Source organism: Bradyrhizobium sp. SZCCHNS3052, from assembly GCF_032484495.1.
Lineage (GTDB): Bacteria > Pseudomonadota > Alphaproteobacteria > Rhizobiales > Xanthobacteraceae > Bradyrhizobium.
In genome coordinates, this window is record NZ_JAUETB010000016.1 from 82,948 (window position 1) to 97,738 (window position 14,791).

The following is a 14,791-nucleotide window of genomic DNA, read 5'->3' on the forward strand; positions in this document are numbered from 1 at the left end:
TCGAGCGCGGCGCGTGATCGCCGGCCCGGCCGGATCGATCGGTCAGTGGCAGAAGCGGAAGATTTGCCGGGGAATGAGCGTGTGCGGCGCCCGGACCTCAGGACTCCGCAGTGCTTGTGTGATAGGTTAAAGTTTGGCATCTTGCGGTTTAGGACAGAAATGCTGTCTAAAATTTCGTTGCAAAGGTGACCGAGACTTTGCAATGATGTTACGGCGCCTGAGGGCGCTGCGACATGAACAGGCCGCGGTCGTCCAGCGGGGACATGGTCCCCCGGACACTGGCCTGAATTCTGCAAATGCGGCTCGCTGAGAAGGACGAGCGTTGGCTCCGGAGAGGGGCCCGCGCAGCGCCCGGGGTGCGCCGGACGGACTGTACCGGACTGTGGTGAAGGCCCTGACCAATAATTTATGGGGACGGATATGAGCGGATCGAAGGTCGAGCACGGAATTTTGGGCGGCGCGGTGCTGGCTGTGGATTCGCATGAGAAACCGGCCGAAATCACCCGCGAGCTGCATACGTGGCGTCCTGAAGCCGAAGGTCTGTACGACCCGAGCCAGGAGAAGGATTCCTGCGGCGTCGGCTTCATCGCCAACATCAAGGGCCAGAAGTCGCATCAAATCGTCGCGGACGCGCTCAGCATCCTCTGCAATCTGGAGCACCGCGGCGCCGTCGGCGCCGACCCGCGCTTCGGCGACGGCGCCGGCATCCTGGTGCAGATCCCGCACGCCTTCTTCTCGCGCAAGGCGAAGGAGCTCGGCTTCACGCTGCCGGCTCCGGGAGAATACGCCATCGGCGCGCTGTTCATGCCGCGCGACGAAGCGTGGCGGAACGTCATCAAGAGCATCATCGCCGACCAGATCGAGGACGAAGGCCTGGTGCTGCTCGGCTGGCGCGACGTGCCGACCGACAACTCCTCGCTGGGGGTGACCGTCAAGCCGACCGAGCCGCGCAGCATGCAGGTGTTCATCGGCCGCAACGGCGCCGCCAAGACCGAGGACGAGTTCGAGCGCAAGCTCTACATCCTCCGCAAGTCGATCTCGCAGGCGATCTATCAGCGCCGCGACCGCGGCATGTCGGGCTATTACCCCTGCTCGATGTCGTGCCGGACCGTGATCTACAAGGGCATGTTCCTGGCCGACCAGCTCGGCAAGTACTACGCCGACCTGCACGAGCCGGACTTCGAGAGCGCGCTGGCGCTGGTGCATCAGCGCTTCTCGACCAACACCTTCCCGACCTGGTCGCTGGCTCACCCGTACCGGATGATCGCGCATAATGGCGAGATCAACACGCTGCGCGGCAACGTCAACTGGATGGCGGCGCGCCAGGCGTCGGTGTCATCGGAGCTGTTCGGCAAGGACATCAGCCGGCTCTGGCCGATCTCCTATGAAGGCCAGTCCGACACCGCCTGCTTCGACAACGCGCTCGAATTCCTGGTGCAGGGCGGCTACTCGCTGCCGCACGCGGTCATGATGATGATCCCGGAGGCGTGGGCCGGCAATCCGCTGATGAGCGAGGAGCGCCGCTCGTTCTACGAATATCACGCCGCGCTGATGGAGCCGTGGGACGGCCCGGCCGCAATCGCCTTCACCGACGGCCGCCAGATCGGCGCCACGCTCGACCGCAACGGCCTGCGGCCGGCGCGCTACCTCGTCACCAAGGACGACCGCATCGTGATGGCGTCCGAAATGGGCGTCTTGAAGATTCCGGAGGAGCAGATCGTCACCAAATGGCGGCTGCAGCCGGGCAAGATGCTGCTCGTCGATCTCGAGGAGGGGCGCCTGATCCCGGACGACGAGATCAAGGCGCAGCTCGCCGCCAGCCATCCCTACACCGAGTGGCTCGCGCGCACACAGATCCAGGTCGAGAAGCTGCCGGACGCGCCGACCATGGGCGCGCGCACCAACCTGCCGCTCTTGGACCGGCAGCAGGCGTTCGGCTACAGCCAGGAAGACATCGCGATCCTGATGACGCCGATGGCGGCGACCGGCGAGGAGGCCACGGGCTCGATGGGCAACGACACGCCGATCTCGGCGCTGTCGGACAAGCCGAAGCTGCTCTTCACCTACTTCAAGCAGAACTTCGCCCAGGTCACCAACCCGCCGATCGACCCGATCCGCGAGGAGCTGGTGATGAGCCTGGTCTCGATCATCGGTCCGCGGCCGAACCTGTTCGACCTCGAAGGCGTCGCTTCGACCAAGCGGCTCGAGGTGCATCAGCCGATCCTGACCGATGCGGACCTCGAGAAGATCCGCTCGATCTCGCAAGTGTCGGACAGCCACTTCGTCTCGCGCACGCTCGACACCACCTTCGATGCGAGCCTGGGCGCGGCCGGCTTCGAGCAGGTGCTCGACGATCTCTGCGGCCGCGCCGAAGCCGCGGTGCGCGAGGGCGTCAACATCATCATCCTGTCCGACCGCATGGTCTCGGCCGACCGGATTCCGATCCCGTCGCTGCTCGCCTGCGCCGCCGTGCATCATCACCTGATCCGCACCGGCCTGCGCACGTCGGTCGGTCTCGTGGTGGAGTCGGGCGAGCCGCGCGAGGTGCATCACTTCGCCTGCCTGGCCGGCTACGGCGCAGAGGCGATCAATCCTTATCTCGCCTTCGAGACCATCATCGCGCTCAAGGACAAGCTGCCGGGCGCGCTGAGCGACTACGAGGTCGTCAAGCGCTACATCAAGTCGATCGGCAAGGGCTTGCTCAAGGTCATGTCCAAGATGGGCATCTCGACCTACCAGTCCTATTGCGGCGCGCAGATCTTCGACGCGGTCGGCCTGAAGGCCGAGTTCGTGCAGAAGTTCTTCTACGGCACCCACACCCGTATCGAAGGCGTCGGTCTGGCCGAGATCGCCGAGGAGACCACGCGCCGTCACCGCGACGCGTTCGGCGACGCGCTGGTCTACAAGACCGCGCTCGACGTCGGCGGCGAATACGCCTTCCGCACCCGTGGCGAGGACCATGCCTGGACCGCGGAATCGGTCGCGACGCTGCAGCATGCCGTGCGCGGCAATTCCAGGGAGCGCTACCAGGCGTTCGCCAGGCTGCTCAACGAGCAGTCCGAGCGGCTTCTGACCCTGCGCGGTCTGTTCCGGATCAAGTCGGCCGAGGACGACAAGCGCAAGCCGGTCCCGCTCGACGAGGTCGAGCCGGCGAAGGAGATCGTCAAGCGCTTCGCCACGGGTGCGATGTCGTTCGGCTCGATCTCGCGCGAGGCGCACACCACGCTCGCGATCGCCATGAACCGGATCGGCGGCAAGTCGAACACCGGCGAGGGCGGCGAGGAAGCCGACCGTTTCAAGCCGATGCCGAACGGCGATTCCATGCGCTCGGCGATCAAGCAGGTCGCCTCGGGCCGGTTCGGCGTGACGACGGAATATCTCGTCAACTCCGACATGATGCAGATCAAGATGGCGCAGGGTGCCAAGCCCGGCGAAGGCGGCCAGTTGCCCGGCCACAAGGTCGACGCCACCATCGCCAAGGTGCGTCACTCGACGCCGGGTGTCGGCCTGATCTCGCCGCCGCCGCACCACGACATCTACTCGATCGAGGATCTCGCGCAGCTGATCTACGACCTGAAGAACGTCAATCCAGACGGCCAGGTCTCGGTCAAGCTCGTCTCCGAAGTCGGCGTCGGCACGGTTGCCGCCGGCGTTGCCAAGGCGCGCGCCGACCATGTCACGATCGCGGGCTTCGAGGGCGGCACCGGTGCCTCTCCCCTCACCTCGATCAAGCATGCGGGCTCGCCGTGGGAGATCGGCCTTGCCGAAACGCACCAGACGCTGGTGCGCGAGCGGCTGCGCAGCCGCATCGTGGTCCAGGTCGACGGCGGCTTCCGCACCGGTCGTGACGTCGTCATCGGCGCCCTGCTCGGCGCCGACGAATTCGGCTTCGCCACCGCCCCCTTGATCGCCGCCGGCTGCATCATGATGCGCAAGTGCCATCTCAACACCTGCCCGGTCGGCGTCGCCACCCAGGACCCGGTGCTGCGCAAGCGCTTCACCGGCCAGCCCGAGCACGTGATCAACTTCTTCTTCTTCGTCGCCGAGGAAGTCCGCGAGATCATGGCGAGCCTCGGCTACCGTTCGTTCAACGAGATGGTCGGCCAGACCCAGATGCTCGACCAGTCCCGCCTGGTGGCGCATTGGAAAGCCAAGGGCCTCGACTTCTCCAAGCTGTTCGTCAAGCAGAAGGAGGCGCCGGGCCAGAAGATCCATCACGCCGAGGCGCAGGACCATCACCTCGAGGCCGTGCTCGACCGCAAGCTGATCGAGCAGGCCAAGCCCGCGCTCGACCGCGGCGCGCCGGTCAAGATCGAGGCCGAGATCAACAACACCGACCGTTCGGCGGGCGCGATGCTCTCGGGCGCGGTGGCCAAGATCTACGGCCATGCCGGCCTGCCGCAGGACACCATCCATGTCAGCCTGAAGGGCACCGCCGGTCAGGCCTTCGGTGCCTGGCTCGCCAACGGCGTCACCTTCGAGCTCGAAGGCGAAGGCAACGACTACGTCGGCAAGGGCCTGTCGGGCGGCCGCATCATCGTCAAGCCGCCGCGCAACTCCGGCATCGTGCCCGAGGAATCGATCATCGTCGGCAACACCGTGATGTACGGCGCGATCTCCGGCGAGTGCTTCTTCCGCGGCATCGCCGGCGAGCGCTTCGCGGTCCGTAACTCGGGCGCGGTCGCCGTGGTCGAGGGCGCGGGCGATCATTGCTGCGAATACATGACCGGCGGCATCGTCGTCGTGCTCGGCAAGACCGGGCGCAACTTCGCGGCCGGCATGTCGGGCGGCGTCGCCTATGTGCTCGACGAGGCCGGTGACTTCGACAAGCACTGCAACATGGCGATGGTCGAGCTCGAGCCGGTGCTGTCCGAGGAGATGATCGCAGAGGACACCTATCACCAGATGGGCGACCTCGAGGCGCATGGCCGGGTCGACGTGTTCAAGAACCTGCTGGCGTCCGACGTCGAGCGGCTGCACGTGCTGATCTCGCGCCACGCCAAGGCCACCGGCTCCAAGCGCGCCGCCGACATCCTGGCGAACTGGAAGGACTATGCGCCGAAGTTCCGCAAGGTGATGCCGGTCGAATACCGCCGTGCCCTGAAGGAGCTCGCCGCCAACGCCGACGCCGAGCCCAAGATCGCGATCGGGGCCTGAGGCGCAGGCCACAACCAAGGCGTCATTGCGAGCGCAGCGACTTGTCCGCCGAAGCCCCTTGGGGCGTAGGCGGAAGCAATCCAGGGCCCAGGAGAAAGTCTGGATTGCTTCGTCGCTGACACTCCTCGCAATGACGGAGCGAATGAGAGACGGCGTCATTCCGGGGCGCGCGAAGCGCGAACCCGGGATCTCGCCCCACAACTTCGAGATTCCGGGGCCGGCGCTAACGCGCCGTCCCGGAATGACGGAAACGATGACAAGGGACGTCGTAGGTCATGGGCAAGGTCACAGGTTTTCTCGAAATCGAGCGGCACGATCGCAAGTACGCGCCGGTTGCCGAGCGTCTGAAGAACTTCAACGAGTTCGTGGTGCCGCTCTCCGAGAAGGAGCTGCGCGACCAGGCGGCGCGCTGCATGAATTGCGGCATTCCCTATTGCCACGGCACCGGCTCGGCCGCGCCGGGCACCACCGGCTGCCCGGTCAACAACCAGATCCCGGACTGGAACGACCTCGTCTACAACGGCAATTGGGAAGAGGCGTCGCGAAATCTGCACTCGACCAACAACTTCCCCGAGTTCACGGGCCGCATCTGCCCGGCCCCGTGCGAGGCGTCGTGCACGCTGAACATCGACGACAATCCGGTGACCATCAAGACGATCGAATGCGCCATCGTCGACAAGGCCTGGGAGAACGGCTGGCTGAAGCCGGAGCCCGCCGCTGTGAAAACCGGCAAGAAGATTGCGGTCGTCGGCGCCGGCCCCGCGGGCATGGCCTGCGCCCAGCAACTGGCGCGCGCCGGTCACGACGTCCATGTCTTTGAGAAGCACGCCAAGGCCGGCGGCCTGCTGCGCTATGGCATTCCCGACTTCAAGATGGAGAAGGGCATCATCGACCGCCGCATCACCCAGATGGAAGGCGAAGGCGTTACCTTCCACTATGGCGTCAATGTCGGCGGCAAGGACGGCCTCGATGCGACGTCGCTGCTGAAGGATTACGACGCGGTGGCGCTGACCGGCGGTGCGGAAGCCCCGCGCGACCTGCCGATTCCCGGCCGCGATCTCACCGGTATCCATTACGCGATGGACTTCCTGCCGCAGCAGAACCGCCGAGTCGGCAACGAGCCCGTGAACGCGACCGACATCCTGGCCGGCGGCAAGCATGTCGTCGTGATCGGCGGCGGCGACACCGGCAGCGACTGCATCGGCACCTCGCTGCGCCAGGGCGCGCTGTCGGTGACCCAGCTCGAGATCATGCCGGCGCCGCCGGAGCGTGAGAACAAGGCGCTGACCTGGCCGAACTGGCCGCTGAAGATGCGGACGTCGTCGAGCCAGGCCGAAGGCGCGGCGCGCGAGTTCGCGGTGCTGACCCAGAAGTTCGAAGGCGAGAACGGCGCGGTCAAGAAGCTGCATTGCGTCCGCGTCGACGCGCAGTTCAAGCCGATTCCCGGCACCGAGTTCGTGCTCGCGGCCGATCTGGTGCTGCTGGCGATGGGCTTCGTCCATCCGGTGCATGAGGGCCTGCTCAAGAGCCTCGGCGTCGATCTCGACCCGCGCGGCAACGTCAAGGCCAACCTGACGGACTACCAGACCTCGCTGCCGAAGGTCTTCTCCGCCGGCGACATGCGCCGCGGCCAGTCCCTGGTGGTATGGGCGATCCGCGAGGGCCGCCTGTGCGCCCAGGCCGTCGACAAGTTCCTGATGGGCAAGACCGAGCTGCCGCGCTGAGCCGTGGCGTGAACACCCTGTTTCGCTAACTGGACGGGCTTGCACCGACTGTTGGGTCAAGATCGCATCCAGTCAGCAGAACGTGAAACAAAAAAGGGGTGGGGGCTTCCTCGGCATGAATCTCCGCACGGCCTGAAGTGGCAGGTCAGGTCGACGGTCCATGATCGATCGGATGAGCGTCGAAGCGTCAGGGTCGACGTGTCACCGTGAAGCCCCCACCCGTTCTGGCCATCGGGCCAGCTCGGATGAGCCGCGCCTCGCGCGGCTCCGATGTCAGGCGGGATGAGGCCGCGTGCAGCGACAGCGGCCCGGCTCGGCAGCGGGCGTGCCTTCGAGGATTGCGCGCACCGCGAGCATCACGATGTCAGCCATGTGGACGGTCCCCACTGTTCGACGGCAGGACGCCGCGAGCCCCCTTGGTTCCCGCAACCTAAAGCTGCGGCTCTTAAGATAAGCACAATGGCCGCGCCGGCATTCCATTCAAATGCAGTTCGCGCGTGATCATGTCCGCGCTGATCACGCGAATACGCGTTTTGACTCGCGTCATCGGAGAGTGATCAGGCCTTGGTCCTTGCCCAGATGTCTTCGACCGGCACCGGCGGCGTCACCCGGAAGATCTCGTCGATGACGCGGCCGAGTTCGGCAGCGCTCTCGATCACACGCTCCTCGACGACTTCGCCATCGCGCGCCTGCCGCTGATAGCGGCGGGTGACCAGCTTGTGACGTATGCCGGGCTCGACACGCTCCATCATCAGCGTATGCGTGGCCGGCACGTTCGGGCTGGTCGAGGTGTACCAGCTGCCGAGCACATAATCGGCATGGATCTGCGGCGCGAGGTCGAACGCATACATCATGCGCCAGCCCGTCGGCTGCTTCGCGCTGACTGTATAGAGCCCGTCCCACGTGCCGACGCGGAACGTTCCCATCGGCGTCTGCTGCTCGGGTCCGAGCTCGAGACGAATGGGCGCATCCATCATGCAGATGCCGAAGCCGACATCGACGAGATACGGGCGGCCATCGACCTCGACCAGCAGCATCATGTGCTGGCGCGGCCCGAGCGGATCGGTCGGCGCCGAGCGCCAGCGCACCCGGCCGGCCAGGCCGGTGGTCTTGAATCCGATCGCCTCAAGCACCGCCTGGAACAGCACGTTCTGCTCGAAGCAGTAGCCGCCGCGGCGGCCGAGCACGAGCTTCTGTTGCACGGACCGCAGGTCGACATGGACGGGACGGCCCATCAGCGGATCGAGCGCCTCGAACGGCAGCGCGTCGACATGCGCGGCCTGCAGCGCTGCGAGCGTCGACAGGTCGGGCGCGAGCGGCCCGCGATAGTCGATGCGGGCGAGATAGGAATCCAGCTGAAGCTCACCGGCCATCGCAACGCTTTCCCGTCAGCTCTTGATGCGCTTCCAGATCACATCGACGGGCACCGGCAGCGTGAGCCCGAACACCTCCTCGATGACGCTGCGCAGCGTCTCGGGCGTCTCGATGATCTGTTCGCTCCTCACCTCGCCATCGCGCGCTTCGATGACCAGGCGGCGATTGACCAGCTTGTAGCGCGCCTCACGCGTCAACCGCTCCAGGATCAGCATCGAGGTGAACGGCGTCAACGGGCTGGTCGAGGTGAACCAGTTGCCGAGCACATAGTCGGCATGAATCTGCGGCACCAGATCAAACACATACATCGTGCGCCAGCCGGCCGGCTGCTTCGCCGCGAGCCAATACAGCCCATCAGACAGCGTCAGACGGAACGTACCCATCGCGGTCGGCTGCTCGATGTCGGCAACCATCTGAAGCGGCGTATCGAGCAGGCAGGAGCCGAAACCGACATCGGCGAGATGAGGCCCCTCCGGCAGGTCCACCTTCAGCATCATGTGCGTGCGCGGCGTCAGCGGCGCATCGGCATCGAGCCGCCACCGCACCCGCGCCGAGAGCGGCGTCACCGCAAAGCCGATCGCCTCCAGCGCCGCTTTCAGCAGCGCATTCTGCTCGAAGCAATAGCCGCCGCGGCGGCCGTCGACGATCTTGGCCTGGACCGAGGCGAGATCGATGTTCACGGGCCGGCCGAGCAGCGGATCGATGCCTTCGAAGGCGATCGCATCGACATGGGCGGCCTGCAATCCGGCCAGCGTCTCGAGCGTCGGCGCCAGCGGCCCGCGATAGCCGATGCGCACGAGATATTTATCCAGATCGAATGCGCCCGGCATCGGCTCTGCTCCCTGTCTCGGACGAGCCCATAGCACGACGCCGCCGTGCCCGGCCAGAACGGGACCGCGCACGTGCCCAAGCTCGGCTCATCCCGTCTGCCGGCTCCAGCGCTCGGCAAAGCGATGCAGCGGCAGGAAGGTCTCCAACAGCTCGCGCCCCAATGGCGTCAGCTCGTAGCCGCTGTCGCCCAGCACGATGAAGCCCGCCTCGCGCAGCTCGTCCAGCCGCGCCTGCAACACGGTCGGCGAGGCCTCGTCGCAGGCCGCGCGCAGCGCCCGGGAGGTCAGGGCGTCGTCGCGCAGCTCCCAGACGATGCGCAGGCACCAGCGCCGGCCCAACAGATCGAGCAGCGCCATGACCGGCCGGCCCGAGCGCGAGCCGCGCACCCGGCGCGGTTGAACGTCTTTCGGCACGAAAACTCTCCAACAGCTTGCCAAGCGCTACGGAAAGCGTAGCATACTGCTACAGTAAATGTAGCACCGCACAGGAGGAACCGCCATGCCCCGGATCGCCCCGCTGCAGCCGCCCTACCCGGCCGACATCCAGGCGCAATTCGACCAGATCATGCGCGGGGCGCCGCCCTTGATGCTGTTCCGGGTGATGGCCGGCCATGCGCGCGCCTGGACCAAATTTCGCGGCGGCAGCCTGCTCGACCGCGGCCCGCTGTCCCTGCGTCAGCGCGAGATCGTCATCGATCGGACCTGCGCGCTGAATGCGTGCGAGTACGAATGGGGCGTGCACGTCCGCATCTTTGGCTCAGACGCCGGCCTGACGGCGCAACAGATCGACGCCACCGTGAATGCACCGGCCGACGCGGCGTGCTGGTCGGCCCCCGAACAGGCCCTGATCGCTGCGGTCGATGCCTTGCACCAACGGTCGACCTTGAGCGACGACGAATTCGCCCGCCTCCGCCTGCATCATGATGAGGATCAGGTGCTGGAAATCATCCTGCTGTGCGGCTTCTATCGCACCGTGTCGTATGTCGCGAACGCACTGCAGCTGCCGCTGGAGGCCGATGCGGCACGATTCAACGCAGGCTGACCGGTCTTCCCAAGCGCGCGGCAGCCGGGCGCCCGCAAACGACGCTTCGAGCTAGGCCACCCCGGCCCGCAACAGATCGTGCATGTGCAGGATGCCGACCGGCCTGGCGCCGTCGGTGACGATCAGCGTGGTGATCTTGGCGGAGTTCAGGATCTCCAGCGCCTCGGAGGCCAGCGCCTCGCGGCGCACGGTGCGCGGGTTCGCCGTCATGATCTCCTCGACCGATGCGGACAACAGATCGGCGCGCATCTTCCGGCGGAGGTCGCCGTCGGTGATGATGCCGGCGACGTGACCACGAGCATCGACGATGACCACGCAGCCGAGCCCCTTGGCCGACATCTCGGCCAGCGCATCCGGCATGCCGGTGCCGAGCGGCTTCAGCGGCACCGCGTCGCCCGAGCGCATCAGGTCCGAGATGTGCTTGAGCATGGCGCCGAGCTTGCCGCCCGGATGGAAATTGGCGAACTCCAGCGCGGTGAAGCCGCGGCCTTCGAGCAGCGCGATCGCGAGCGCATCGCCGATCGCGGCCTGCATCAGGGTCGAGGTGGTCGGCGCCAGATTGTGCGGGCAGGCCTCGCGCGCCTTCGGCAGCTCCAGCACGATGCGCGCCGCCTGCCCCAGCGACGATTGCGCATTCGAGGTGACCGCGATCAGCGGGATGGCGAAGCGCTTGGTATAGTTGACCAGCGTCTTCATCTCCGGCTGCTCGCCGGACCACGACAGCGCGATGACGACGTCGTCGGAGGTGATCATGCCGAGATCGCCATGGCCAGCCTCGGCGGAATGCACGAAGAACGCGGGCGTTCCGGTCGAGGCGAGCGTAGCGGCCATCTTGCGGGCGACGTGGCCGGACTTGCCGAGACCGGTGAGGATCGCCCGGCCCTTCGCCTGGCGGATCAGTTCGACGGCGGCGGCGAAGGCCGCTCCCAGAGGTCCCGACAGCGCCGCGGAGATCGCGGCAATGCCGTTGCTGCCGGCATCGAGCGTGCGCAGTGCCGACTGGATATCTGCGTTGGCGGGAGCGGTGTCGGGCAACGGCTTCGATCTCGGCATGCGGACTTCCAAGGCTGAACAGTCAGGCGCCGCTCTTTAGCATGGGTAAGGCAGCAAGGCGCCATCAACAGCCCATTAACCATATTTGTTTTTACTCCCTTAACGACGCGGTTTGCCGGGCGGCGCGGGTGTCCCGACGACGCAATTGATTTTGTTGGAGTATTTTTATCGTGGGGTGGAGGCCTGACAGCGGCCGCGCGAGGCGCGCGCGAAGGCGCGCGGTGTGGCGCGGCGCCTCCGCCGCATGCCTGCTGCTCGGCGCGCTCGGCCCCGATGCGGCCCACCCCCAGACCATCGACGTGTTCCGGCCGGTGCGCGACGGCTTCCTCGCTCCGCAGGATTCCCCGTTGCGGCGGACCGTAGTCAGCGGCCTGACCGATGCCGTCCCGACGCCAGGGCTGCCCGCGACGCCTGCGCCGACCAGCTCGGCCGCACGACGAAATCTGGTCCCCCTGCCCGGTGTACCCGCGGCCAGCGGCGCATCCGATGTCGGCTATGATTCGCTGAATCGCACCCGCAAGAAGCCGAGATACTATCCCGCCCAGGCGCGGCCCAAGCCGGCGCCGGGCCCCGGCACGCGGCCGTCCGGCGAGCTCACCGGCCAGTTGCGCCCGACCCTGCCGCCCTCGGCCTCCGCCAACCGGCAGCCGCTCCCGCCTGCCATGGCCGGCACCGTGCCCGGCCAGCCGCCGCGCAAGCGCCTCAGAATCGACGACGACCCGTTCGGCGCGGTCGGCGACTACGCCGGGCCGTTCCTGATCAAGGGCGCGGTGGAGCTCTCGGCCGGCTATGACAGCAACCCGGCCCGCCTCGCCAAGCCGCGCGGCATGCCGGCCTGGGTGATCGCGCCGGAATTCCTGGCGGTGTCGAACTGGGAGCGTCACGCCCTCGTCGCCGACCTGCGGGGCTCCTTCACCGGCTATGGCAGCACCCTGCCGGCTATCATGGATGGCGGCATCAATTCGGCGCCGACCACGCTCGACCGCCCCGACTTCACCGGCCATGTCGACGGCCGCCTCGACGTCAGCCGCGACACCTCGGTCGGCGCCCAGCTCCGGCTGCGTGCCGCGACCGACAATCCCGGCAGTCCCAGCGTGCAAGCTGGATTGGCGCGCTATCCGGTCTACACCACGCTCGGCACCACCGTCGGCATCGACCAGCGCTTCAACCGGCTGCAGATTTCGGCGGGCGCCACCGCCGATCGCACCAGCTATCAGCAGAGCAAGCTGACCGACGGCACGATGACGTCGAACGACGACCGCAACTACAACCAGTTCGGCGGCATCGGCCGGGTGTCCTACGAGGTCATGCCCGGCCTGAAGCCGTTCGCCGAGATCCAGGGCGACAGCCGCGTGCACGACCAGCGGGTCGATCGTTCGGGCTATCAGCGCGACTCCTCGGGCGGCTATGCCAAGGCCGGCACCTCGTTCGAGTTCACCCGGCTCCTCACCGGCGAGGTCTCGATGGGCTATGCCACGCGCAGCTATGTCGACCCGCGGCTCAACCGGCTGCAGGGCTTCCTCACCACGGCCTCGCTGGTGTGGTCGGCGACGCCGCTGACCACCGCGCGGTTTCTCTCCGACACGCAGCTCGCAGAAACCACGGTGGCCGGCGCCTCCGGCGTGCTGGTGCGCACCTACACGGTGCAGGTCGACCACGATTTCCGCCGCTGGCTGACCGGTATCGGCAAGTTCAGCTTCGGCACGCTCGACTATCAGGGCTACGGCCGCAGCGACCGCACCTATTCGGCCGAAGGCAACCTCGTCTACAAGATGTCGCGCAACGTCTGGGTCAAGGGCACGCTGCGCTACGACAAGCTGGATTCGAACATCACCGGCGCCGGCTCATCGGGCACGGTGGTGATGCTGGGTGTGCGACTGCAGAATTAAGTCCCGCTCTTTCCCGGTCATTGCGAGCAGCGCAGCGACGAAGCAATCCAGGGCGCCGCGCGCGACTCTGGATTGCTTCGCTTCGCTCGCAATGACGCGGTGAGGCCGTCGGATCATACTAAGGGCATCACCCGCAGCACTACGCCACGGCTACAGTGAGCTGCGCGCCGTCCGCCTGCACGATGCGGACGCGGCTGCCGGCCGGCGTGTCCGGGCCCGCCACGCGCCACACCGTGTCGTCGATACGTACGGTGCCGTTACCACCGACGATCGGCTTCTCCAGGGTGAACTCGCGGCCGACCAGGGCCGCCGAGCGGCGGTTGAGGAACGGATTGTCCTGCGACGGCGCCGCGCTCGCCCGCGCGAGGCGCCGCCACAGCGGCACGGCGGCAAGCGCGAACAGCGCGAACAGCAGGATCTGCAGTTGCCATCCCGGCGCAAACGCAAACGACAGCAGCCCGACCAGCAGCGCCGCGAGGCCCAGCCAGAACAGGAAGATGCCAGGCGCGAGCAGCTCCAGCGCCATCAGGATGATGCCGAAGATCAGCCAGTTCCAGGTGCCGAGCGTCACGAACATGTCGCTCATGAGTATCCTCCCCTGCGTCAAGCCTGCGGCGACGTCGGCGGTTTCGGCGGCGTCCCCGCTGACGGCACCGAACCGCCGCGGCGCGCGGCCGCCACGGCCGAAGCCGCGCTCTCGCCGAACGTCGCCTTGGCGATCTCACCGATGCCGGCGAGCGAGGCCAGCATGCCCGTCGCCTCCAGCGGCAGCATGATCACCTTCTGGTTCGGCGAGTCGGCGAGCTGACCGAACGCCTTGATGTACTTGTCGGCGATGAAGTAGTTGAGCGCGGCGACGTCGCCCTTGGAGATCGCGTCCGACACCATCTGCGTCGCCTTGGCCTCGGCCTCCGCGGCGCGCTCGCGCGCCTGGGCATCGAGAAAGGCCGATTCGCGGCGGCCCTCGGCCTGCAGGATCTGGCTCTGCTTGGCGCCTTCCGCGCGCAGGATCTCCGACTGCCGCTGGCCCTCGGCCTGCAGGATGTCGGCGCGCTTGACGCGCTCGGCCTTCATCTGCCGGCCCATCGCCTCGACCAGATCGGCCGGCGGCACGATGTCCTTGATCTCGATGCGGTTGACCTTGAGGCCCCATGGCGACACCGCGGCGTCCACGACGCGCAGCAGCCGCTCGTTGATCTCGTCGCGATGCGACAGCACCTGGTCGAGATCCATCGCGCCCATCACCGAGCGGATGTTGGTCATGGTCAGCGTGACGATCGCCTGGTTGAGGTTCGACACCTCGTAGCTCGCCTTGGCGGCGTCGAACACCTGGTAGAAGGCGACGCCGTCGACCGTCACGGTGGCGTTGTCCTTGGTGATGACCTCCTGCTCGGGGATGTCGATCACCTGCTCCATCATGTTGATCTTGCGCCCGATGCGATCGAAGAAGGGCACGATGATGTTGAGGCCCGGCGACAAGGTGCGGGTGTATTTGCCGAACCGTTCGACGGTCCAGTCGAACCCCTGTGGCACGGTCTTCACGCCGGAATACAGCGTGAAGATGACCAGCAGCACCAGCGCTATGGCGAAAATGTCGAAACCGCTCATGGATCCTCCAAGGGAGGAGACGATCGTCCCCTCACCAGCCTCTGCAGCCATCACAATCTAGGGATTACTGCATGATTTGGTCGGGGGTCCGCTAGGCGCGGTTCAGGAAAGTAT

At 66.6% G+C, this 14,791-nt stretch carries 10 protein-coding genes; 4 read left to right on the forward strand and 6 right to left on the reverse strand.

Features of this window, described 5'->3' with window-relative positions; all coding sequences use genetic code 11:
• Window positions 1-420 precede the first annotated feature (420 nt).
• Together gltB and QX073_RS31460 are read left to right on the forward strand one after the other, a co-directional pair.
• Window positions 421-5,157 (forward strand): glutamate synthase large subunit, encoded by a 4,737-nt coding sequence (gene gltB, locus QX073_RS31455; protein ID WP_316226919.1) that lies wholly within the window; start codon window positions 421-423, stop codon window positions 5,155-5,157.
• 275 nt (window positions 5,158-5,432) lie between these two features.
• Window positions 5,433-6,881 carry a glutamate synthase subunit beta gene (locus QX073_RS31460; protein WP_315716554.1) on the forward strand — a complete coding sequence of 483 codons (1,449 nt, stop codon included), beginning with the start codon at window positions 5,433-5,435 and terminating at the stop codon, window positions 6,879-6,881.
• A gap of 557 nt (window positions 6,882-7,438) precedes the next feature.
• Here QX073_RS31460 and QX073_RS31465 read toward each other — a convergent pair.
• The 3 genes from QX073_RS31465 to QX073_RS31475 all read right to left on the reverse strand — a co-directional run bounded on the left by QX073_RS31465 (window position 7,439) and on the right by QX073_RS31475 (window position 9,442).
• Window positions 7,439-8,254: an arylamine N-acetyltransferase gene (locus QX073_RS31465; RefSeq protein ID WP_316171313.1), complete on the reverse strand. Its 816-nt coding sequence runs from the start codon at window positions 8,252-8,254 to the stop codon at window positions 7,439-7,441.
• Between the two features lie 15 nt (window positions 8,255-8,269).
• A complete protein-coding gene (locus tag QX073_RS31470) occupies window positions 8,270-9,085 on the reverse strand; it encodes an arylamine N-acetyltransferase (RefSeq protein WP_316226920.1) in 816 nt (271 codons plus the stop codon).
• 87 nt (window positions 9,086-9,172) lie between these two features.
• Window positions 9,173-9,442: a winged helix-turn-helix transcriptional regulator gene (locus QX073_RS31475; protein ID WP_315716709.1), complete on the reverse strand. Its 270-nt coding sequence runs from the start codon at window positions 9,440-9,442 to the stop codon at window positions 9,173-9,175.
• Window positions 9,443-9,584: 142 nt separating this feature from the next.
• Between QX073_RS31475 and QX073_RS31480 the strand changes: the two genes are divergently transcribed.
• Window positions 9,585-10,127: a carboxymuconolactone decarboxylase family protein gene (locus tag QX073_RS31480; protein WP_315769287.1), complete on the forward strand. Its 543-nt coding sequence runs from the start codon at window positions 9,585-9,587 to the stop codon at window positions 10,125-10,127.
• A 51-nt stretch (window positions 10,128-10,178) separates the two neighbouring features.
• Here the strand turns inward: QX073_RS31480 and QX073_RS31485 are convergent, their stop codons facing one another.
• Entirely contained in the window at window positions 10,179-11,180 is a 1,002-nt protein-coding gene (locus tag QX073_RS31485; protein ID WP_316174985.1) for a KpsF/GutQ family sugar-phosphate isomerase, read from the reverse strand.
• 170 nt (window positions 11,181-11,350) lie between these two features.
• Here QX073_RS31485 and QX073_RS31490 point away from each other — a divergent pair, with 170 nt between their 5' ends.
• Complete coding sequence (locus tag QX073_RS31490; RefSeq protein ID WP_316193590.1) at window positions 11,351-13,069, forward strand: outer membrane beta-barrel protein; 1,719 nt, start codon at window positions 11,351-11,353, stop codon at window positions 13,067-13,069.
• Between the two features lie 139 nt (window positions 13,070-13,208).
• On the opposite strand, the gene QX073_RS31495 is transcribed toward QX073_RS31490, so the two are convergent.
• Together QX073_RS31495 and QX073_RS31500 are read right to left on the reverse strand one after the other, a co-directional pair.
• Entirely contained in the window at window positions 13,209-13,655 is a 447-nt protein-coding gene (locus QX073_RS31495) for an NfeD family protein (protein ID WP_316167876.1), read from the reverse strand.
• Between the two features lie 17 nt (window positions 13,656-13,672).
• On the reverse strand, window positions 13,673-14,677 hold the full coding sequence (locus QX073_RS31500; protein ID WP_316226921.1) for an SPFH domain-containing protein: 1,005 nt from the start codon (window positions 14,675-14,677) through the stop codon (window positions 13,673-13,675).
• Between the last annotated feature and the right edge of the window lie 114 nt (window positions 14,678-14,791).